22 protein-coding genes, 1 tRNA gene and 1 riboswitch are annotated in these 19555 nt (G+C 56.0%); of the genes, 1 reads left to right on the forward strand and 22 read right to left on the reverse strand.

Annotation, left to right across the window (positions count from 1 at the left end):
* Positions 1-210 precede the first annotated feature (210 nt).
* The 7 genes from BQ5462_RS08670 to BQ5462_RS08695 all read right to left on the reverse strand — a co-directional run bounded on the left by BQ5462_RS08670 (position 211) and on the right by BQ5462_RS08695 (position 6541).
* Entirely contained in the window at positions 211-855 is a 645-nt protein-coding gene (locus BQ5462_RS08670; RefSeq protein ID WP_071142932.1) for a coenzyme F420-0:L-glutamate ligase, read from the reverse strand.
* Positions 848-1384 carry a hypothetical protein gene (locus tag BQ5462_RS08675; RefSeq protein WP_071142933.1) on the reverse strand — a complete coding sequence of 179 codons (537 nt, stop codon included), beginning with the start codon at positions 1382-1384 and terminating at the stop codon, positions 848-850. The genes BQ5462_RS08670 and BQ5462_RS08675 overlap by 8 nt, the downstream gene beginning before the upstream one ends.
* Entirely contained in the window at positions 1381-1803 is a 423-nt protein-coding gene (locus tag BQ5462_RS08680) for an acyl-CoA thioesterase (protein ID WP_071142934.1), read from the reverse strand. The genes BQ5462_RS08675 and BQ5462_RS08680 overlap by 4 nt, the downstream gene beginning before the upstream one ends.
* A 140-nt stretch (positions 1804-1943) precedes the next feature.
* Positions 1944-2018: transfer RNA gene (locus tag BQ5462_RS08685), tRNA-Arg, on the reverse strand.
* A 135-nt stretch (positions 2019-2153) separates the two neighbouring features.
* Complete coding sequence (locus tag BQ5462_RS11265) at positions 2154-2330, reverse strand: hypothetical protein (RefSeq protein WP_159429684.1); 177 nt, start codon at positions 2328-2330, stop codon at positions 2154-2156.
* 886 nt (positions 2331-3216) lie between these two features.
* Positions 3217-4908 carry a 2-isopropylmalate synthase gene (leuA, locus tag BQ5462_RS08690; RefSeq protein WP_071142935.1) on the reverse strand — a complete coding sequence of 564 codons (1692 nt, stop codon included), beginning with the start codon at positions 4906-4908 and terminating at the stop codon, positions 3217-3219.
* A 457-nt stretch (positions 4909-5365) separates the two neighbouring features.
* The gene (locus BQ5462_RS08695) at positions 5366-6541 is read right to left on the reverse strand and encodes a phosphoribosylaminoimidazolecarboxamide formyltransferase (protein WP_071142936.1); all 1176 of its coding nucleotides are present in this window, start codon (positions 6539-6541) and stop codon (positions 5366-5368) included.
* Between the two features lie 50 nt (positions 6542-6591).
* Positions 6592-6670, reverse strand: a riboswitch (ZMP/ZTP riboswitch).
* A 124-nt stretch (positions 6671-6794) separates the two neighbouring features.
* Here BQ5462_RS08695 and BQ5462_RS08700 point away from each other — a divergent pair.
* On the forward strand, positions 6795-7709 hold the full coding sequence (locus BQ5462_RS08700; RefSeq protein ID WP_071142937.1) for a radical SAM protein: 915 nt from the start codon (positions 6795-6797) through the stop codon (positions 7707-7709).
* Positions 7710-7935: 226 nt separating this feature from the next.
* Here BQ5462_RS08700 and tnpA read toward each other — a convergent pair whose 3' ends face one another.
* The 15 genes from tnpA to ftsE all read right to left on the reverse strand — a co-directional run bounded on the left by tnpA (position 7936) and on the right by ftsE (position 19542).
* Positions 7936-8409, reverse strand: coding sequence for an IS200/IS605 family transposase (gene tnpA, locus BQ5462_RS08705; RefSeq protein WP_071141708.1), 474 nt, complete (start codon positions 8407-8409; stop codon positions 7936-7938).
* 166 nt (positions 8410-8575) lie between these two features.
* Positions 8576-9220, reverse strand: a complete 645-nt coding sequence (locus BQ5462_RS11370; RefSeq protein WP_071142938.1) for a hypothetical protein — start codon at positions 9218-9220, stop codon at positions 8576-8578.
* A 149-nt stretch (positions 9221-9369) separates the two neighbouring features.
* Complete coding sequence (locus BQ5462_RS08715) at positions 9370-9888, reverse strand: phosphatase PAP2 family protein (RefSeq protein WP_071142939.1); 519 nt, start codon at positions 9886-9888, stop codon at positions 9370-9372.
* Positions 9889-9961: 73 nt separating this feature from the next.
* The gene (rpsO, locus tag BQ5462_RS08720; RefSeq protein ID WP_071142940.1) at positions 9962-10228 is read right to left on the reverse strand and encodes a 30S ribosomal protein S15; all 267 of its coding nucleotides are present in this window, start codon (positions 10226-10228) and stop codon (positions 9962-9964) included.
* 142 nt (positions 10229-10370) lie between these two features.
* Entirely contained in the window at positions 10371-11135 is a 765-nt protein-coding gene (locus BQ5462_RS08725) for an HD domain-containing protein (protein ID WP_071142941.1), read from the reverse strand.
* Positions 11136-11247: 112 nt separating this feature from the next.
* Positions 11248-11601: a 50S ribosomal protein L20 gene (rplT, locus tag BQ5462_RS08730; protein WP_071142942.1), complete on the reverse strand. Its 354-nt coding sequence runs from the start codon at positions 11599-11601 to the stop codon at positions 11248-11250.
* A 37-nt stretch (positions 11602-11638) separates the two neighbouring features.
* Positions 11639-11836, reverse strand: a complete 198-nt coding sequence (gene rpmI / locus BQ5462_RS08735) for a 50S ribosomal protein L35 (RefSeq protein ID WP_071142943.1) — start codon at positions 11834-11836, stop codon at positions 11639-11641.
* A gap of 18 nt (positions 11837-11854) precedes the next feature.
* Entirely contained in the window at positions 11855-12388 is a 534-nt protein-coding gene (gene infC / locus BQ5462_RS08740; protein ID WP_205407976.1) for a translation initiation factor IF-3, read from the reverse strand.
* A 171-nt stretch (positions 12389-12559) separates the two neighbouring features.
* Positions 12560-13165 carry an energy-coupled thiamine transporter ThiT gene (thiT, locus tag BQ5462_RS08745; RefSeq protein WP_071142945.1) on the reverse strand — a complete coding sequence of 202 codons (606 nt, stop codon included), beginning with the start codon at positions 13163-13165 and terminating at the stop codon, positions 12560-12562.
* Positions 13162-14007, reverse strand: coding sequence for a deoxyribonuclease IV (locus BQ5462_RS08750; RefSeq protein ID WP_071142946.1), 846 nt, complete (start codon positions 14005-14007; stop codon positions 13162-13164). The genes thiT and BQ5462_RS08750 overlap by 4 nt, the downstream gene beginning before the upstream one ends.
* Before the next feature lie 177 nt (positions 14008-14184).
* Positions 14185-15519 carry a sensor histidine kinase gene (locus tag BQ5462_RS08755; RefSeq protein ID WP_071142947.1) on the reverse strand — a complete coding sequence of 445 codons (1335 nt, stop codon included), beginning with the start codon at positions 15517-15519 and terminating at the stop codon, positions 14185-14187.
* Between the two features lie 18 nt (positions 15520-15537).
* Entirely contained in the window at positions 15538-16689 is a 1152-nt protein-coding gene (locus tag BQ5462_RS08760; protein WP_071142948.1) for a S41 family peptidase, read from the reverse strand.
* Between the two features lie 144 nt (positions 16690-16833).
* Complete coding sequence (locus BQ5462_RS08765; protein WP_071142949.1) at positions 16834-17967, reverse strand: murein hydrolase activator EnvC family protein; 1134 nt, start codon at positions 17965-17967, stop codon at positions 16834-16836.
* 11 nt (positions 17968-17978) lie between these two features.
* Positions 17979-18866, reverse strand: coding sequence for a permease-like cell division protein FtsX (gene ftsX / locus BQ5462_RS08770; RefSeq protein ID WP_071142950.1), 888 nt, complete (start codon positions 18864-18866; stop codon positions 17979-17981).
* Positions 18856-19542, reverse strand: coding sequence for a cell division ATP-binding protein FtsE (gene ftsE, locus BQ5462_RS08775; protein ID WP_071142951.1), 687 nt, complete (start codon positions 19540-19542; stop codon positions 18856-18858). Before ftsE ends, ftsX begins: the two co-directional genes overlap by 11 nt.
* Positions 19543-19555 lie beyond the last annotated feature (13 nt).

Here is a 19555-nt window from a genome sequence, read left to right on the forward strand (position 1 = left end):
CACCTACCTTTTCTACAATAGCTATTGTACCTGTAAAAACAGGATAAATCCAGTACTTCTTTTTGCGTCACTGGTGCAAAAAAAAACCGACCGGCGACCTGGGTCCGGGCTCCCCTGACGGGTAGCCCCTACGATGCAGTCGTATGTACGAGCAATGCGTAGGGACGGCCCATGAGGGACGTCCGTTCCCAGGTCCGGAGGGTTTTGTTTTTAATCGATATAATTTTTGATGACGCAGATCGGAGTCTTCTGGCTGTCGTTGCCGAAGGGATTGTTGATCAGGATCCGTTCCACCTTGCGGGGATCCACACCCCGGGTGCAACCCAGGCAGCAGGACCGTTTCAGGTCGTTTACGTCGGCCACAGCCGCACCGAAGCAGCCCAGCCCTTCCTTGATGCTTTCAGACACCTTCACCGGGTTCTTGGGCCCCAGCACGATGTGCTTGTCGTAGGGAGGCATGGTCCCGGTGATATCGTCGATCAGACGGGCCTGTTCGCCGCCCATCATATAGAATACACCGTTCTTGCCCACGCATTTGGCGAAGAAGCCGCACACCACAGCAATCAGCACTTTCAGGGTGCCGGACTCGTTCAGGAGGCTCTGCATAGCGGACCAGTTGCCGATGCTCCCGATGCCGGGGAACAGCTGGCTCAGCACTTTGGCGGCAAAGGAAATCTTCAGGGTTTCGGGACGGATGGCCCGGTTCTGGGTGATGGCCACCACACTTTCGGCCACGCACACCACATCGCGGGGGCCGATCTTGTCTCCCCCAAATTCCCGTACCGCGTCCACGATGTTATCATGGACCGTCAAAATCCGGGTCGGAATCGGAATGATTTCATAGTTCTCAGCCATTGTAGGCACCCCCCAGTTTCTTCAGTTCATCTGCAAACACCGTGAAGAAGAATTTCCGCACGTAATGGGCTTTCCGGCCCACGCCGCATACGAAGATGCAGCTGTCCATGTCCACCATGTGCTGCAGCAGGTCACGCATATCCTTGCCGTTGCGGGCGTGGAGGGTCAGGGTGACGATCAGTTTCCATTCGGACCATTCCTTCAGCACCAGGGCTTCGAAATAATGGTCATCCCGGCGCCGGTCGCTTTTTTCCACATTGCCTTCCGCCCAGGCATCCGGAAACTGTTCCTGGGGCAGGTAGGGCCGGACGAAGCAGTCCGTAATGGCTGCACTTTCCTGGCTTTTGTTCCGCAGCGGGACTTCAAAACGCAGGACCGCCGTATCGTGGTCCAGATGGTCCAGTTGCAGCGGAGTCTTTTCCTCCACCACCACCCGGGTGGCATCCGTGGGTTTCAGGGCAGCATAGACGATCATCACCAGCAGCCCCAGTACGCACAACCCCAGAATCAGTAAAATCACATTGATCATGCTTGGTTCTCCCTTTCTTGAGCAGCCAATTGCTGCAATTTGTCAAAATATTCCCCGGTCAGCCGTTCGGGCTTCCCTTCCAGGTTCACAAATGCATTCCGGGAAGTGCCTTCCACCAGCAAAGCCCCATCGCTCTTCCGCAGGATCTTATACCGGAATTCGATGGTGATGCGGCTGACTTTCACCAAAGTGGTCTGGACTTCATAAATATCGTCGAAACGGGCCGACTGTTTGAAATGGGCCTGGACGTCCACGATGGGAATCATGTACCCTGCCTTCTGCAGGTCGTTCAGGTCGATGCCCGCCTGACGGAAATAGGCCACCCGGCCGGCTTCAAACCAGCGCAGGTAGTTGGTGTGATGGACCACCGCCATCAGATCCGTTTCTGAAAAACGCACGCGATCAGTGATTGTAACCACGGCATAACCTCTTTTCTCTCGCACTGGATTGACAACTTTTTCATTATAGCACATTTTGCTCTTTTCGTCTGTCTGAAAAAAGTTCCATGCAACAAAAAACCTCATACCCCGCTGACGCGAACTATGAGGTAACATTTGAATGGTACGCCCGAGTGGAATCGAACCACCGCACACGGCTCCGGAGGCCGTTGCTCTATCCACTGAGCTACGGGCGTGTTTACCGAACGAATGTTATTATAGCACAGGGATGCAGGAGATGCAACCCCTTATTTGAAAAAATAAGGGAAGGGGTGGATGCGCAGGGACGGCCCGTAAGAGACGTTCCGTTCCCAGGTCTGGAACCGGGCTTTTTATTCTCTGTGCAATGTCTCGAAGAACTGTTTCGTCCGGGCTTCTTTCGGATGGTCGAACACTTCTTCTGGCTTTCGGTGTTTCACCTTCAGCAGGCCGAATTCCACATTTTCCTTCACGGTCATTTCGTGGAACAGATTGAACTGCTGGAACACCATGGCGGTGTTCTGCCACATGAATAGGGGGTTCGCACGCCTCTCTGCCTTTTCAAGACGGTGTTACTCGTACTGTCGATGTAAAAACCTATCCACCGTCCATTCGGACGGTCCCCCTTCCCTTTCAGGGAAGGACAACAGATTTGTGTCCCCCTGAAAGGGGGAAAGGACCCGCTTCAGCGGGTAGGGGGTTCGTACACCTCTCTACCTTTTCAAGACGGTGTTACTCGTACTGTCGATGTCAGAACCCACCACCAGCCATTCGGCTGGTCCCCCTTCCCTTTCAGGGAAGGACAAATCCTTGGTTTCCCCATCCCCATCCCCTTCCCTTTTCCCCGGGACTAGGCTGTTCCTTCTCGTCACAGCCGTCGCAGGGAAGGACAAAAGATTTGTATCCCCCTGAAAGGGGGAAAGGGCCCGCTTGCGGGTAGGGGGTTCGCACACCTCTCTACTTTTTCAAGACGGTGTTACTCGTACTGTCGATGTCAGAACCCACCACCAGCCATGCGGCTGGTCCCCCGCCCTTGAAAAGGGCGGATATGATGGTGGGATGGTCGTCATTCGGACGGTCCCCCTTCCCTTTTCCCCGAGACTGAGCCGTTCCTCTTCGTCACAGCTGTTGCGGGAAGGATAGAGCTTTGTGTCCCCCTGAAAGGGGGAAAGAGCCCGCTTGCGGGTAGGGGGTTCGCACGCCTATCTACCTTTTCAAGACGGTGTTACTCCGGTGCTACTCGCAGGGTCGGTGTACGAACCTATCCACCATTGCGCTGACGCGCAACGGTCCCCCTTCCCTTTCAGGGAAGGACAATTACTTGTGTCCCCCCTAACCCAAGCAAAAGAACCTGTCCTCACTGGAGGACAGGTCCTTTGCTTGGATTAGGGGTAATGGCTGCCTTATGGCTTTTGTTTATTCTTCTCCTGCAATGGCACGGTTGATGGCATTCACAATGCCCAGCAGGGAGGCGGTGTTGATGTTGGGATGGATGCCTACACCGAAGATGTGCTTGCCATCCGGTTTCTTCAGTTCAATGTAGGAAATGGCCTTGGAATTGGAGCCCTGGCTGATGGCGTGTTCATGATAGTTGATGAACTCGAATCCGTCCACCCCGATCTTGTTCAGGGCGTTGAAGAAGGCATCGATGGGCCCGTTGCCGGTTCCGGTGATGTGCATCTCGGTGCCGTCGGCCTTCACATCCCCTTCGAAGATGGTGCTGTTGTTCTCATCGCCCTCGTGGTTGTCGTATACCTTGTGGGCCTTCAGTTCATACTTGCCGCCGAAGTCCACGTACTTTTTATTGAACAGATCCACGATCTGGCTGGCGCTCAGTTCGTCGCCGTATTCATCGGCCGCGGCCTTGACCATATGGCCGAATTCCGGATGCATTTCCTTGGGCAGGTAGTAGCCCACAGCCTGCTGCATCACGAAAGCTGCGCCGCCCTTGCCGCTCTGGCTGTTGATCCGGATCACCGGTTCATATTCCCGGTGGATATCTGCCGGGTTGATGGGCAGATAGGGAACTTCCCAGTACCGGCTGTTGGTATCAGCCATATATTTGAAGCCTTTGCGGATGGCATCCTGATGGGATCCGGAGAAAGCGGTGAAGACCAGCTCCCCGGCATAGGGATGACGGGGTTCCACTTTCATCTTGGTCACCCGTTCGCAGATCCGTTTGATCCGGTTGATGTGGGAGAAGTCCAGTTTGGGATCCACATTGTGGGTGTACATGTTCAGGGCCAGGGTGACGATGTCCACGTTCCCGGTCCGTTCGCCGTTGCCGAACAGGGTGCCTTCCACTCTGTCAGCACCGGCCATCATGGCCAGTTCCGTGGCGGCCACGCCTTCACCCCGGTCATTGTGGGGATGGACGCTGATGATGGCCCGATCCCGGTCCTTCAGATGACGGATGAAGTATTCGATCTGGTCCGCATAGGTGTTGGGGGTGGACATCTCCACCGTGGAGGGCAGGTTGATGATCACCGGGTTTTCCTTGGTGGCGCCCAGGGTATCCATGACGGCTTCGCAGATTTCCACGGCATAATCGGTTTCGGTGCCGGTGAAGCTTTCCGGAGAATATTCGTACCGGATGTTCATGCCGCTTTTGGCAACTTCTTTTTCGGTCAGTTCCCGGATCAGTTTGGCCCCATCCACAGCAATCTTGGTGATGCCTGCCTTGTCCTTGCGGAAGACGATCTTTCTCTGCAGGGTGGAAGTGGAGTTGTAGAAGTGGATGATCACATTCTTGGCGCCTCTCACCGCTTCAAAGGTCTTCTTGATCAGTTCAGGACGGGCCTGCACCAGTACCTGGACGGTCACATCATCGGGGATGTAGTGGTCCTCGATCAGGGTCCGCAGGATTTCATATTCCGTATCGGAAGCGGACGGGAATCCCACTTCGATTTCCTTGAAACCGATTTTCACCAGGGTGGTGAACAGCAGCAGTTTCTCTTCCAGCTGCATGGGGGTGACCAGGGCCTGGTTCCCATCCCGCAGATCCACGCTGCACCAGATGGGGGGCTTGGTGATCTCTTTATCCGGCCAGGTACGGTCGGGAAGGCTGACTCCCTCAAAGGGAATGTACTTTTTAATGGGCTTATGCATAATCAATTCCTCCTTGTTTTTCCGAGGCGGGCTATAAAAAAATCCCCGCCCCTCATACAAATGAAGGGGCGAGGATCAACTTCCACGCTGTACCACCCTTGTTCAGCCGGCTTGCGCCGACCCTTTCGCCTCTCAGGTTCACTTGTAAGGCTAAGGTCTGTAACGGGACCTCCCGTTCCGGACTACATATCACCCGGACGACTCTGGAACCAGTTATCGTTCAGGATTGGATCATCGGCTCGCAGCAGGTACCGACTCTCTGAAGATCCAATGTCCTGATCTTTTTTCCTTCGCAGTCATTGTTGGTTACATTTTTGAACTTGATGGTGCTTATTATAAACAGCTTTATAACGTTTGTCAACAATTTTGTGGAAATTTGTTTTTTGTATTTTTTGCACAGGAAAGAGTGGGCAGAGACAAAAAAATCCTCCCCGCAGGGAGGAGGATTTTCTCAGGATCAATGATGGAACAGACGGACACCGGTCATGGCCATGGCGATCCCATACTTGTCGCAGGTGTCGATGACGTTCTGGTCACGGATGCTGCCGCCGGTCTGGGCCACGTATTCCACGCCGCTGCGATGGGCCCGTTCGATGTTGTCCCCAAAGGGGAAGAAGGCATCGGAGCCCAGGGCCACCCCGGTGTTTTTGGCAATCCAGGCTTTCCGTTCCTCCCGGGTCATGGGTTCGGGCTTTTCGGTGAAGAACAGCTGCCAGGTACCGTCAGCCAGCACGTCTTCCCAATCGTCGGAGGTGTATACATCGATGGTATTGTCCTTGTCCGGGCGACGGATGTCCGCCTTGAACGGCAGATTCAGGACTTTCGGGCATTGCCGCAGCCACCACTTGTCGGCCTTGTCCCCTGCCAGACGAGTGCAGTGGATCCGGCTCTGCTGGCCGGCGCCCACGCCGATGGTCTGGCCGTCCTTCACGTAGCAGACGGAGTTGGACTGAGTGTATTTCAGGGTGATCATGGCAATCAGCAGATCCCGCTGGGCAGCTTCCGGGATGTCCTTGTTTTTGGTGGGACGGTTCTGGAGCAGTTCGGTGGTGATGTGGTCGTTGTTCCGTTTCTGTTCAAAGGTAATGCCAAAGACCTGTTTCCGTTCCAGTTCTTCCGGTTCATAGTCCGGGTCGATCTGTACCACGTTGTAGCGGCCCTTTTTCTTGGCGGACAGGATTTCCAGGGCTTCCGGTTCGTACCCCGGAGCGATGACGCCGTCTGACACTTCATGCTGCAGCACCAGGGCGGTGGCTTTGTCGCACACGTCGGACAGGGCCACCCAGTCGCCGAAGGAGCTCATGCGGTCGGCCCCACGGGCACGGGCATAGGCAGCAGCCAGCGGGGACAGTTCCAGGTGTTCCACGCCGTAGATCTTTTTCAGGGTATCCGTCAGCGGCAGGCCCACAGCCGCACCGGCAGGGCTCACGTGCTTGAAGGAAGCGGCCGCAGGCAGGCCGGTGGCCCTTTTCAGTTCCCGCACCAGCTGCCAGCTGTTGAAGGCATCCAGGAAGTTGATGTAGCCCGGTTTGCCGTTGAGAACGGTTACGGGCAGATCAGCGCCGTTTGCCATGAAGATCCGGGCAGGGATCTGGTTGGGGTTGCAGCCATACTTCAGTTTCAATTCTTTCATGAACGATTCCTCCTTAATTGACCAAACAAAAAAAGCCGCCCCGGGACCAAAACAGGTGCCCAGACGGTCGGCAAGCAAGGATCATGCTCCCTGTGGGTAAACCCACTTCCGTCAGTCACATGATCTGTCCTTCAAATTATAATATGGAGGGCCGCCAAATGTCAATGGAATTCACAACCACCCTGCTCTTTTCTCTGACCTCTTCACGATGTGTTATAATACTGCTATCACACACGAAAGAAGGACCTGTTTCATGACCCTTTGTACCCTTTGTCCCCATGAATGCCGGGTGGACCGGCCTGCTGCCAAAGGTGCACCCGGCACCTATGGCTACTGCCGCATGCCCTGGCAGCCGCAAGCTGCCCGGGCGGCCCTGCACCTGTGGGAGGAACCCTGCATCAGCGGCGAAAGCGGCGGCAGCGGGACGGTGTTCTTTTCAGGCTGCACCCTCCAGTGTGTGTTCTGCCAGAACAGCGAGATCAGCTGCGGAGGCAGGGGCTGGCCGGTGACGGTGGAAGGCCTGCGGAACGTATACCGGAACCTGATCGCCCAGGGGGCCCACAACATCAACCTGGTGACCCCCACCCATTTCCTGCCCGCCATCCTGGAATCCCTGGAGCCAAAACTGCCCGTACCGGTGGTGTATAACTGCGGGGGCTACGAAAAGGTGGAGACCCTGCGCCGGCTGGAAGGCAAAGTGCAGATCTACCTGCCCGACCTGAAATATGGAAACGAGGCCGCGGCCCTGCGCTACAGCCATGCCAAAGATTACTTTGCCATCGCCACCAGGGCCATCCTGGAAATGTACCGGCAAACGGGGCCCTACCAGATGGACGAAGAAACGGGCCTGCTGAAAAAGGGGGTCATCATCCGCCATATGATCCTTCCGGGCCAGCTGGAAGACAGCAAAAAGATCATCGACTGGGTGGCGGACCACTTCGGCCCGGGAGAAGTGCTGTTCAGCCTGATGCGCCAGTACGTGCCCTGCAGCAAAGCCGCCACGGGCCAGTACCCGGAAATCGGCCGGCCGCTGTCCGATCAGGAATACCAGGAGGTGGAAGACTACCTGTTCCAGAGCCCCATCGAAGACGGTTTCGTCCAGGAGGCCTCCAGTGCCGACAGCCAGTTCATTCCCCTGTTTGACGGGACGGGGATCAAGGACGTGTGAAACTCGTTTCTCACGTCCGCTTCACTAGTCACTAGCCACTAGTCACTAGTCACTAGCCACTAGCCACTAGCCACTAGCCACTAGCCACTAGCCACTAGCCACTAGCCAATGGATAAAATAATCATCCACCCGCATAGCGGGTGGTTTTTCCTTTTCGGGCATAGCCCTAATACTACTGGCAACGTACAAGTACGTTAAAAAATTGGCCTGTCAGCCACGCACAGGATTACTTGCTACCCGTAAACGGGTCCCTGGGGTCGAAGATACTTAACTGATCCGCTACCCTATCCTGCTTCAGCTGATTGGCAATATAATTTTTAATTGCCACAGTATTTTTGCCGACAGTATCGACATAGTATCCCTTGCACCAAAATTCGCGATTTCGGTAAGCAAATTTCATATTTCCAAACTTCTGGAAAATCATGAGACTGCTTTTGCCTTTCAGGTATCCCATGAATCCCGAAACGCTAATTTTGGGCGGGATACTTACTAACAGATGCACATGGTCAGGACAGATTTCTCCTTCGATAATCTCTACCCCTTTCCATGAGCAAAGTTGTCGTAAGATTTCTCTGATCGCCAACCTTTTTTCTTCATAGAAAACTTTTCTCCGATACTTTGGAGCAAACACAATATGATACTTACAATTCCATCTTGTGTGTGCTAAACTATGGTTAACATTACTTTGCCCACTTGGCATTGTAGTGCACCTCCTAATGTTTTACTTTGCATGACTGACAGGTCAATTGCATCGTACTACATTGGGAGTTTTTTTCATAGCTATAAGCTTTCCGGAACCACGCCACTATGGCGTGGTTTTCAAAAGAACACAAAAAAAACTGCCGCATTGCGCGACAGTTCTTTTTTTAGAATTTATATCCCATGGAATACCGGCCCCGATAATTCTGGGGGAAAATGGTGATGTCATAATGGGCATTGTCCAGCTCATGGACGATTTCATGCTTGAACGGTGCCAGTGCCAGATGTAGCACCTTGAAGGCCTTGCTGCCCCACATGGCGCCGTCATCGGAAATATCCACCTTGTAGCCGTTGCCGTGGGAATAGGTCCCCACTGCATGGTACCCTTTTTCCGATCCGCCGGTAATCACAAACGTCACGTTGTTGCGGCGTGCCAGGTCATTGAGATGATCCAGGAACGCAACGGTGGATGCCTTGAAATGCACCGTATCCGTCACAGCATTGCTTCTCCAGGGCGTATCCATCCCTTCTGCACTGCTCCATTTGCGCAGATTGCTTTTGCCGAAATCTCTGCGCCAGGCATAGGCCTGTTTGGTGGAAATGGAATTGTACACCAGCGGCGTGTTTTTGGTGGATTTCCGGGTACGTGCCCGGTAGGCGGAAGTGGAATAGCTGGTGGTCGTATGGGCAGGAGCCGTAGAACGTACCCCATACGTGAAGGGTACAGCCCGCCGCACCATACCGGCAGCAGAAGCAGAAACGGAAACAGTCAGCGAAGAAAAGACAACAGCAGTCAGAACGAATTTATTCATGCGGCTCGCACATCTCCCAACGTTAAGAATAAAAAACAATCGTCTATATTATACTCTTTTTATTCCATTTCCGCAAGGGGTGCACAAGAAAGGCAAAATGTCTCCCTCCCGGAACCGTTTTCCGTCGGGCCTTCCCGTCCCCACAGGCATCACCACAACCACAGCAGCAGCCCTGCCAGGACCCCGGACACAAATCCTGCGGTAACGTCGGTGGGATAATGGACACCTCCCAGGACCCGGACCAGGGCACTGAGGAGACTGACCACCAGGAACAGAATGCCCAGTGGAGGGTGCACATACAGGTACACCATGGCAATCACGGTAGAGGAAAACACATGGCGGCTGGGCATGGATTCTCCCTGTTTGTTCCGGGGGATCAGAGGCCGGATGGGCCAGGATTCATAGGGCCGGGGACGGTTGATCCGGGTGCGTACCACCGTCAGCACCAGGAAAGAAAGGGCCGGGATCCAGAAGGCCCGCTGCAAAAGGGGATCCAGCAGGCTGTGGTGGCGCAGGTACAGCTCCGCCAGCAGCAGGGGGTAGGCGATGTACATGAGCACCACCAGGATCCCGTTCAGCAGTTTCAGGCCGGCAACGGCCCGGGGTTTTCCCCGGAACCAGCGGGTCAGACGTGCATAAGTCCGGGTATAATTTTGTTCAGCGTGCATGGTTTTCCTCCCCCACGTCTCCACAGGTTAAAAAAAGACTGCCGCGATTGCGACAGTCTTTTCGGTTCTGCAATTATTTCCGCAGGCCCAGTCTTTCAACGATGCTTCTGTACCGTTCGATGTTTTTCTTCATCAGGTAGTTCAGCAGGCCACGGCGCTGACCAACCATTTTCAGCAGGCCGCGACGGGAATGATGGTCTTTCTTGTTGTTTTTCAGGTGTTCAGTCAGATAGCTGATCCGTTCGGTCAGGATGGCAATCTGAACTTCCGGAGATCCGGTATCCTGTTCGTTGATGCGGTAGGTTTCGATCAGTTCTTTTTTTCTTGCAGGCGTTAACATAATTCTCTTCCTCCTTAGTCATTGAAGAGCCGATAGCTGGTGCTGGCGTCGGAGTGTCGCACAGCAACGCTACGGTTAAAGTAGATTCTATGCCATTTCGGCACTAGGAAATTATAACATAGTTTACAGAGGAGAGCAAGGATTACCCCAATTTTTCCCGGCACTTTTCCCGGATCAGCGCCAGCTGTTTCTCACTTTCCGGGTTGGTGGCCCTGAAGTCCAGGAGTTTTTGGTAATACCCCTGTTCCCGCACTTCCTCCAGGCTGGGCTGGAAGGTCATATCGAAGATCTGGCACAGGCAGCCTGTGAAAAAGTCCAGGGCCGTGCGTTTTTTCCGGGTATGGACCAGCCTGCCTTCCAGGGCCTCCTGGAACACGGCCGGACTCAGTGCCTGGGTCCCCAGATCCTCCAGGGACACCTGCCACACGGTTTCCGGATGCGCCAGGTACCCGGCGTACACCCGGAACAGGTCGATTTTGTCCGCATCCCGCAGCAGTTCACAGAACAGCCGGCTGCGCCCGGTGACGCTGGCCGGGATCTCATAGGCGCTGTGGAACAGGATGGACAGCTCCAGCACTTCATCATCCACGGAAGCCGGGATAAAATCCCGGATATGACCGTATTCGAACAGGTAGATGACCCCGAAGCGGGCGTGGTCCATGGACTTATAATCCAGGAATGTATGGTAGCGGCGGGCCTGTTCGAACCGGCCGATATCGTGGAGCAGTCCCATGACCCAGGCCAGCTGGACATCGTGTCCGCTCCACCCCAGCTTTGCAGCCAGTTTCTCGCACAGCCGGCTCACGATATGGGAATGGAGCTGTTTGCTGGCGATCCCCGGCGTGGCCCTGTCGAACTGGTCCACGTACCGGTCAAAGGCGGCCTGGATGGATTCTTTCTGGAACATAGTGGACACCTCCTTACAGGAATTTGTGCCCCCCTGAAAGGGGGGAAGGACAAAGATTGCTTTGTACTCAAAAAAGGCTGTCGCAATTGCGACAGCCTTTTTATATTCTCTCTTACAGAGCAGCCTTGGCAGTTTCCACCAGTTTGGTGAAAGCAGCGGCATCGTTCACAGCCATGTCGGCCAGTACCTTGCGGTCCAGTTCCACACCAGCTTTGTTCAGGCCGGCGATGAAACGGCTGTAGCTCAGGCCATTGGCACGGGTAGCAGCGTTGATACGAGCGATCCACAGTTGACGGAATTCGCGTTTCTTCGCTCTTCTGTCACGACGGGCATAGCTCAGGCCCTTCATTACGGTTTCATTGGCTTTTTTGAATTGTTTGCTCTTGGCACCTCTGTAGCCTTTGGCCAGGGCCAGGATGTGTTTATGACGTCTATGGGCAGTTACGCCGACTTTGATTCTTGCCATTGTTCAAGTTCCTCCTTGGATATTCTCTACACTCAGATTATGCGTACGGCAGCATTTTGGCTACGCGTTCATGATCGGTCTTATGTACCAGAGTTGCTTTGCGCAGGTTTCTCTTCCGAGCGGGAGATTTGTGTTCCAGGATGTGGCTCCGGAAAGCTTTACCACGTTTGAATTCACCGGAAGCGGTAGCTTTAAAGCGTTTAGCAGCAGATCTGCGGGTTTTCATTTTCGGCATGATTGGACATCCTCCTTGTTATTTGGAACTTTTGGGAGCAACGATCATGATCATGTTGCGTCCTTCCAGTTTCGGCTTTCTTTCTACAGTTGCGATTTCCTGCAGTTGGTCAGCCATTCTATTCAGTAATTGTTCACCCAGTTCAGGATGGGTCATTTCACGGCCCCGGAACATGATGGTGACTTTTACCTTGTCACCGCCCTGTAAGAAGCGGATGGCATTCTTGGTCTTTACATCGAAGTCGTGATCTTCGATCCGGATCCGGAGTTTCACTTCTTTTACGTCGATGATTCTCTGGCGTTTCCGGGCTTCCTTTTCTCTCTTCTGCTGTTCATAGAGATACTTGCCGTAATCCATGATGCGGCAGACAGGAGGTTTGGCTTTCGGGGCGATTTCCACCAGGTCCTGGTGTTTTTCTTCCGCCAGGTGCAGGGCATCCCGCAGGGACATGATCCCCAGTTGTTCGCCGTCAGCCGTGTTCACACGGACTTCTCTTGCGCGGATGGCTTCGTTGATCCGCAGTTCTTCTTTTGCTATGACGTTCACCTCCAGTGATTCTGACAAAAGACAATAAAATAAAACGGGCGAACCAAAGTCCACCCGTTACAAAATCCAGTATCACTGACCCTGTCGAGCATCGCCGCAAGGTGAGAAGCAGGTGGCCTCTACTTTGGTTACTTGATTATTATACCATAGAGAGGAAAAATTGCAAGGAATTTTTTCCTATTTCATCAGCCCCATGAACCGTTCCATGGGCAATACCCGGTACAGCACCAGGCAGATGAGCAGATCGGGGATCAGGTAGGTTCCATTGGCCACCAGGGAATACACCACCGGACTCATGCCGGCCGGCGCATAGCTGGCAAAAAAGGCCACACCGGAAATGAAATGGCACAGATACCGCACTCCCACAGCCACCACCATGCCCCCGAAGGGATGCTTCGGGAAGAACCCGCACAGGCCCAGTGCCATGAAAGGCAGCGGATAATCGAACAGCACCTGCACCGGATGCAGGATGTAGGGATTGAGCAGCAGGTTCAGGATGCCATAGGCGAATCCGGCCAGAAATCCCACTTCCGGCCCGTAGGCAAAGGCGATGAGCATGATGGGCAGCATGCCCCCCAGGGTCACCGTGCCCCCGTAGGGCATCCGGTACAGGGGCAGCAGGCTCAAAATCAGGGTCAGGGCCAGGAGCAGGGCGCAGCAGGTCACCTGATGGGTGGAAAGCTTCGTCTTCCGGGCCCGCAGCAGCCCGTACAGCAGCACCAGCACCCCCGCCAGGGTCAGCACGGTCAGGGGGCTTTTTTCAATCATGGAAAGGAACTTCATTCTTCTTCCGCCTCTTTTCTGGCTTCCCGCATGATCCGGATTTCTTCGGCATACCCATCCAGATCATTGGGGGTTTCCAGGATAAAGGGCAGTTTCCGCAGGGCCGGATGGTTCACCACGTTTTTCAGGGCCGGCAGGCCGATCATCCCCTGCCCCAGTTTCTCGTGCCGGTCTTTGGCCGCACCCAGGGGATTCTTGCTGTCGTTCAGATGGATGGCCTTCAGCTTTTCCAGCCCCACCACGTCATCGAATTCCTGCAGCACCCCGTCCAGGTCGTGGACGATATCGTAGCCACCGTCCCAGACGTGGCAGGTATCCAGGCAGATGCCCACTTTTTCCGGATGTTCCAGCCGGTCCAGGATGGCCCGCAGTTCCCCGAAATTCCGGCCCATTTCCGTCCCCTTCCCCGCCATGGTCTCCAGCAGCAGCGTGGTATGCATGGCCGGATCGATGATCTGGTTCAGGATCTCCCCGATGAGCACAATGCCGGTCTGGCTGCCCTGGCCCAGGTGGTTGCCCGGATGCATGTTGTAATAGTTGCCGGGCAGGGCCTCCATTTTGCGCAGGTCGTCGGCCAATGTCTCACGGGCGAACTCCCGCACATGGGGTTTGCTGGAGCAGGGGTTCAGGGTATAGGGAGCATGGGCCACCAGGGGGACGGCCCGGTTGGGTGTCCACAGTTCCCGAAAGGCGGCCACGTCGGCCGGATCGGTCTCCCTGGCCTTGCTGCCCCGGGGATTGCGGGTGAAAAAGGCAAAGGTATCCGCCCCGATGCTGAGCGCGGTCCTCCCCATGGCCGCAAACCCCTTGCTGCTGGACAGGTGACATCCGATATGTAACATAAACAGGATCCTTTCTAAGATAACAACGCACTGTACAATAAATTCGTAGGGGCTACCCGTCAGGGGAGCCCGAACCCAGGTCGCCCAGAGGGCCAACCGGTTATCTCGTACCTGGGAACGGACGTCCCTTATGGGCCGTCCCTACGCATTTCTTTCGTACATCCGATATATTCCTTATTATTTCGCACTGTTGGTGAAGTCATAGGGCAGTTCGATGATGAACCGCATGCCCTTGCCTTCGGCGTTGTCCGCCTTGATCAGGCCTCCCAGCAGGTGTACCAGGCGGTGGGTCACCACCAGCCCCAGACCTCCGTGGACCTTGGCACTGCCCACCTGCCGGGTCAGCTCAAAGGGCAGGAACACTTTGTCCACCATATTCTGGGGCATCTTCATGCCCGCACACAGCACGGTGAACTCCATGCACACCTTTTTGTTCTTCACCAGCTTCTGGCGCACGGCGCACAGCACCCGCTGCCCCTTCTCCGTAAACAGCAGCGCATTGGTCAGGAGGTTCAGCAGCACCTGTTCCAGCCGTTTCTCGTCTCCCACCAGATGGGTGTACAGCAACGGTTCCACATTGCAGGAATAGGAAATTCCCCGCTTGGCCGCCTCTTTCTGGAACAGAGCGTTCATTTTTTCCAGGGTTTTGTCCACGTCAAAGGCTTCGCTGCGGGTTTCCAGGGTCCCGTTTTCCATGTCGGACAGTTCCTTCACGTCTTCGATCATGCTCATCAGGTACCGCACTTTGCTCTGGCTCTGCTCCATGTATTCCTTCCGCCGGTCCGGGTCCACTTCCCCCTCGGTCAACGTCAGATTGCCCATGATGTCCCGCAGGGCTTCCCGGGTATCCTGGCTGATCCGGTTCAGAAATTCCGCCTTGGCCTGGACGGCCTCTCTGGCCTGATCCCTGTCCTGGCTCAGCCGGGCCCGTTTTTCCATCTCAGCGCCCCGGGTGTCGTTCACATCCCGCTTCAGCAGCAGGCAGCTGCGGGTATGGATGGCGTCCTTCTTCACGCCCTGGAACAGGATGGATTTCCAGTGCCAGGTCCCGTCTGCTGCTTTTTCCCGGGCGGTGAATTCCACAGGCTGGCAGGTCTTCATGGCCTTTTCCAGATACCCTTTCAGCACCTCTTCCGGGTACTTGGCCGCATCTTCCGGCAGCAGGGGGCCGATCAGGTCGCTGAGGCTGTCGATGTCCCGTTCCTGGATTTCCAGCCGGCCATCCCGGAAATGGTACCGGTAGGCTTTCTGTTTCTTCCAGTCCACGTCTTCCAGACTGTCATAGGTATCGCACAGGTGGCTGATCATGCCGCTGATCTGATAGGTCAGCCGCCGCTGCCGGCGCAACTGGTGCACCCGGAACCGGTAGGCGATCAGCAGCAGGACGAAAATGCCCGCCATCACTTCCATGCCGGTACGGACAAAAGGCAGGGAGGGAACCTGGTCCATGCCTCCCAGCAGAATCGTCTTCCAGCCTTCCAATTGCTCCATCAGGGTCTTCAAGATTTCCATGTTCCACGCTCCTTGCCGTTAGTTGTTCTGCAGCTGGCTGCGCAGGTATGCTTCTGCCGCCTGCAGCTGGTTCGTGCCTTCTTCGTCGGTGGCCTCCACCACCTGGTCGGGGGTGATGCCCACCTTGTCGATGCTGCGGCCGCTGGGGGTGTAGTACCTGGCCACCGTCAGCTTCACCGCCGTCTTGTTGCTCAGCAGGAAAATGTTCTGCACCACGCCCTTGCCATAGGTCTTCCCCCCGAACAGTCTGCCGGAACCGGTGTCCTGGATCGCGCCGGACACAATTTCCGCCGCACTGGCAGTGCCATGGTTGACCAGCACCGCCAGTGGGAATCCCACCGATTCCAGGGTGGAGCTTTCGGTCTGGGTGTTGCCGTCCTTGTCGGTGACCGAAACGATGGGGCCTTTGGGCACCAGGTACCGGGCCACACCCACGCCGCTTTCCAGCAGGCCTCCGGGGTTATCCCGCAGGTCCAGCACCAGGGCTTCCATGCCCTGATCCTTCAGTTCCTGGAGTTTGGTGCCGAAATCCCTTGCGGTATCTTCATTGAAATTGGTCACCCGGATATACCCGATATGTCCCTCATCCATGCGCCCGTAAACGCTCTTCAGTTTGATGTCGCTGCGGGTCACAGTGATGTCCTTTGGCTCCTCGTTCCCTCGTTGCAGGGTCAGGGTCACCTGGGAACCATCTTCGCCCCGGATCTGCTTCACCACCTGGTTCAGGTTCTGGCCGGAAAGATCATTGCCGTCGATCTTCAGCAGGATATCCCCGGCTTTGATCCCGGCCTGGAAGGCCGGTGTATCCTCAATGGGCGAAACCACCACGAACCGGCCGTCCTTCTGCTGGCCCATGACCATGCCCACCCCGCCGAAATGGCCTTCGGTCATGGTGGAGAGGGCCGCAAAATCCTGGTTGTCCAGGTAGGACGAATAGGGATCGTTCAAAACTTTGACCATGCCTTTCAGTGCCCCGTCATAAATGGCTTTCCGATCGGTTTCCCCTACATAATGACGCTGGATCAGATGCATGGTCCGGACGATCTGGAAAAGGGCACCCGGATCTCCGATCCAGTCTTTTATCAAATAATAGGTCCCTCCGCTGAAAACACCCAGCGAAAGGAAGAATACTCCCAGCATCTGGGGAGCTGTATATTTCTTTTTAAACATGGTTCTCCTTCATTCAGGAAATTGTATCCCCCTGAAAGGGGGAAAGACCCGCTTGGCGGGTAGGGGGTCTTACACCAGTTATATGACCCACCATCCATTCGGATGGTCCCCCCTTCCCTTTCAGGGAAGGACAAACACCAGTCCCTACGGCAGATACTGCAGCGGGCTGGTCACTTCGCCGTGGACACGGACCTCAAAATGGCAGTGGGGACCGGTGGAATTGCCGGTGCTGCCGGCCAGGGCAATGGTTTCTCCCTTGCCCACCTGCTGGCCCTCGCTGACCGTAATGGAAGAGTTATGCCCGTACAGGGTCACCAGGCCGCCCCCGTGGTCGATCATAACCGCGTTGCCGTAGCCGCCCATCCAGCCGGCGTACACCACGGTGCCGCTGTCCGCTGCATGGACCGGTTCTCCATAATCGGCGCCGATGTCCAGCCCTGCGTGGAAGATCTGGGTCCCCCAGATGGGATGCACCCGCCAGCCGAAAGGCGACGTGATTTCCCCGTTGACCGGCCACATGAACTGACCGGTCCCGTGGGCCTGGGCCGCCAGACGGCCCTCTTCCTCCATACGCTGGATCATGGCCGTGATTTCCTGGCTGTTGCGCTGCAGTTCCTCATACTCTGCATCCAGTCTGGCTTTCTCCGCCAGGGCCTGTTCGTACAGGGCCTGCCGTTCCACCGTCTTCTGGGCGATGACCTTCTGCTCAGCGGCCGCTTCCCCGTGGATGGCCTCCAGTTCCCGCCGGTTGTCGTCCAGGACGGCTTTCTGCTGCTCCAGGGCCGTTTTCTGGCTCTGCAGGGTTTCGATCAGTTTGAAGTCCCGGCGGATCACCCGCTGGAGCAGGTACATCCGGGAGGCAAAATCCCGGAAATCCGTGGACCCCAGCAGCACATCCAGGTAGTTCACCTGGCCGTTTTCGTAGATATCCCGCAGGCGCTTTTCGTAGACCTTCCGGGTCTTGTTGTAATCGGCTTCCTTGGCTTTCAGGGCCGCCTGGTTCTGACGGATCCTGATCTCCAGGGCATGCTGCCGGCCCTCTATCTCAGCCAGCTTCCGTTTGGCTTCCGCCAGCTGGTTCTGGGCAGCCACCAGCCGTTCCACGGCATTGCCGATTTCCTGTTTTTTCTGTTCCCGCTGGGCATCCTTGGCGTCCATCTGCTGCTGGATCTCCTCCAGCTCCGCCTTCTTCTCCTCGATGGATTCGGCCCAGGTCACCGGTGCCGACAGCTGGGCGCCCAGCAATACCGCCGCCAGGGCGGCTGCACATGTCTTCATCCGGCCGCCTCCTATACATCCAGGAATTTCCGCAGGGAAATGCTGCTGCCCAGGGCCCCGATCAGGGTCCCCACCAGCACCAGCACCCCGCACAGATAGCCCATGGTGGGCCAGGCGGGCAGCATGGGGAAGAAGGCCAGGGTGGCGTAGATCCGGGTCAGGATGGCCGTATACCCCTGGTACAGGGCCAGGTCGGCAATGGCGGCCCCGATGAGCCCCATGAGCATCCCCTCCAGCAGGAAGGGCCAGCGGATGAACCAGTCAGTGGCTCCCACGTACTTCATGATGTTCACTTCCCGCCGCCGGGCAAACACGGTGATGCGGATGGTATTGCTGATGATGAACAGGGTGGCCACGGCCAATAGAGCGATCAGCAGCACACCGCCGATCCGCAGCACCCGGGTCAGCTGGAACAGGTGGGTCACCACCTCCTGACCGAACTTGGCCGTCTCCACGCCGGGCAGCTGCTGCAGCTGGGGCACCAGGCCGGGAATCCGCTCCGGCGTATCCACCTGGATCTCAAAAGAAGCCGGGAAGGGGTTGTCCTGTCCCAGGGCATCCAGCAGTTTCTGCTGGTCCCCCAGCCGGGACTTGAATTCCTGCAGGGCCTGCTCCTTGGTCACCGGCTTCACCTGCACGATGCCCTCGGTGCTTTTCAGCACCTTCTCCACCTGCTTCAGCTGTTCGGCCGTAGCCTTGTCCTGCATGTAGACGGTGACCTGCACCTGGCTTTCCAGCTGACGGGCCAGGTTGTTCACATTCAGCACCATGGTGAGGAACATGCCCAGTACCAGCAGGGACAGGGCTACCGTGCTGATGGAGGCGATGGTCATCAGGGAGTTCCGCTTGAAAGAGGTCAAGGTTTCTTTGATGTAATACCATTTCGTACTAAACTTCATACCCGTAAACTCCTTTGCGGTCATCCCGGACAATGCGCCCGTTTTCCAGGGCGATCACCCGTTTCTGCATATAGTCCACCATGGTCTTGTCGTGGGTGGCCATGATGATGGTGGTGCCGTTGGCATTGATCTGGGAAAAGATGTTCATGATTTCCATACTGGTTTCCGGATCCAGGTTGCCGGTGGGTTCGTCAGCGATCACCAGCAGCGGGTCGTTGACGATGGCCCGGGCAATGGCGATCCGCTGCTGTTCCCCGCCGCTCATCTCGCCGGGATAGGCATCGCCCCGGTCCTTCAGGCCCACCAGTTCCAGCACTTCCTCCACCCGCCGGCGGATCTTATGGCTGGGTGCCTCGATCACCTGCATGGCAAAGGCCACGTTCTCGTAGGCGGTACGGTTGTTTAGGAGACGGAAATCCTGGAACACGATGCCCAGCTGCCGGCGCAGGTATGGGATATCCCGCCGTTTCAGCTTCATCACGTCCACCCCGTCCACGAAGATCTGGCCGCTGGTGGGTTCGATTTCCCGGGAGATCAGCCGGATGAAGGTGCTTTTTCCGGCGCCGCTGGGGCCTACCAGGAACACGAATTCCCCGGCTTTGATTTCAACATTGATGTCTTCCAGGGCGACAGACCCCCCCGGATAGATCTTTCCTGCATGACGCATTTCCAGCATGGAAACAATCCTC

This window comes from Acidaminococcus timonensis (assembly GCF_900106585.1).
Lineage (GTDB): Bacteria > Bacillota > Negativicutes > Acidaminococcales > Acidaminococcaceae > Acidaminococcus > Acidaminococcus timonensis.

Excerpts from the sequence above, each read along its gene's own strand:
- BQ5462_RS08670 (WP_071142932.1), bottom strand. The coding sequence starts at position 855 with ATGGCTGAGAACTATGAAATCATTCCGATTCCGACCCGGATTTTGACG.
- BQ5462_RS08675 (WP_071142933.1), bottom strand. The coding sequence starts at position 1,384 with ATGATCAATGTGATTTTACTGATTCTGGGGTTGTGCGTACTGGGGCTG.
- BQ5462_RS11265 (WP_159429684.1), bottom strand. The coding sequence starts at position 2,330 with ATGTGGCAGAACACCGCCATGGTGTTCCAGCAGTTCAATCTGTTCCAC.
- leuA (WP_071142935.1), bottom strand. The coding sequence starts at position 4,908 with ATGCATAAGCCCATTAAAAAGTACATTCCCTTTGAGGGAGTCAGCCTT.
- BQ5462_RS08695 (WP_071142936.1), bottom strand. The coding sequence starts at position 6,541 with ATGAAAGAATTGAAACTGAAGTATGGCTGCAACCCCAACCAGATCCCT.
- BQ5462_RS08700 (WP_071142937.1), top strand. The coding sequence starts at position 6,795 with ATGACCCTTTGTACCCTTTGTCCCCATGAATGCCGGGTGGACCGGCCT.
- tnpA (WP_071141708.1), bottom strand. The coding sequence starts at position 8,409 with ATGCCAAGTGGGCAAAGTAATGTTAACCATAGTTTAGCACACACAAGA.
- BQ5462_RS11370 (WP_071142938.1), bottom strand. The coding sequence starts at position 9,220 with ATGAATAAATTCGTTCTGACTGCTGTTGTCTTTTCTTCGCTGACTGTT.
- BQ5462_RS08715 (WP_071142939.1), bottom strand. The coding sequence starts at position 9,888 with ATGCACGCTGAACAAAATTATACCCGGACTTATGCACGTCTGACCCGC.
- rpsO (WP_071142940.1), bottom strand. The coding sequence starts at position 10,228 with ATGTTAACGCCTGCAAGAAAAAAAGAACTGATCGAAACCTACCGCATC.
- BQ5462_RS08725 (WP_071142941.1), bottom strand. The coding sequence starts at position 11,135 with ATGTTCCAGAAAGAATCCATCCAGGCCGCCTTTGACCGGTACGTGGAC.
- rplT (WP_071142942.1), bottom strand. The coding sequence starts at position 11,601 with ATGGCAAGAATCAAAGTCGGCGTAACTGCCCATAGACGTCATAAACAC.
- rpmI (WP_071142943.1), bottom strand. The coding sequence starts at position 11,836 with ATGCCGAAAATGAAAACCCGCAGATCTGCTGCTAAACGCTTTAAAGCT.
- thiT (WP_071142945.1), bottom strand. The coding sequence starts at position 13,165 with ATGAAGTTCCTTTCCATGATTGAAAAAAGCCCCCTGACCGTGCTGACC.
- BQ5462_RS08750 (WP_071142946.1), bottom strand. The coding sequence starts at position 14,007 with ATGTTACATATCGGATGTCACCTGTCCAGCAGCAAGGGGTTTGCGGCC.
- BQ5462_RS08755 (WP_071142947.1), bottom strand. The coding sequence starts at position 15,519 with ATGGAAATCTTGAAGACCCTGATGGAGCAATTGGAAGGCTGGAAGACG.
- BQ5462_RS08760 (WP_071142948.1), bottom strand. The coding sequence starts at position 16,689 with ATGTTTAAAAAGAAATATACAGCTCCCCAGATGCTGGGAGTATTCTTC.
- BQ5462_RS08765 (WP_071142949.1), bottom strand. The coding sequence starts at position 17,967 with ATGAAGACATGTGCAGCCGCCCTGGCGGCGGTATTGCTGGGCGCCCAG.
- ftsX (WP_071142950.1), bottom strand. The coding sequence starts at position 18,866 with ATGAAGTTTAGTACGAAATGGTATTACATCAAAGAAACCTTGACCTCT.
- ftsE (WP_071142951.1), bottom strand. The coding sequence starts at position 19,542 with ATGCTGGAAATGCGTCATGCAGGAAAGATCTATCCGGGGGGGTCTGTC.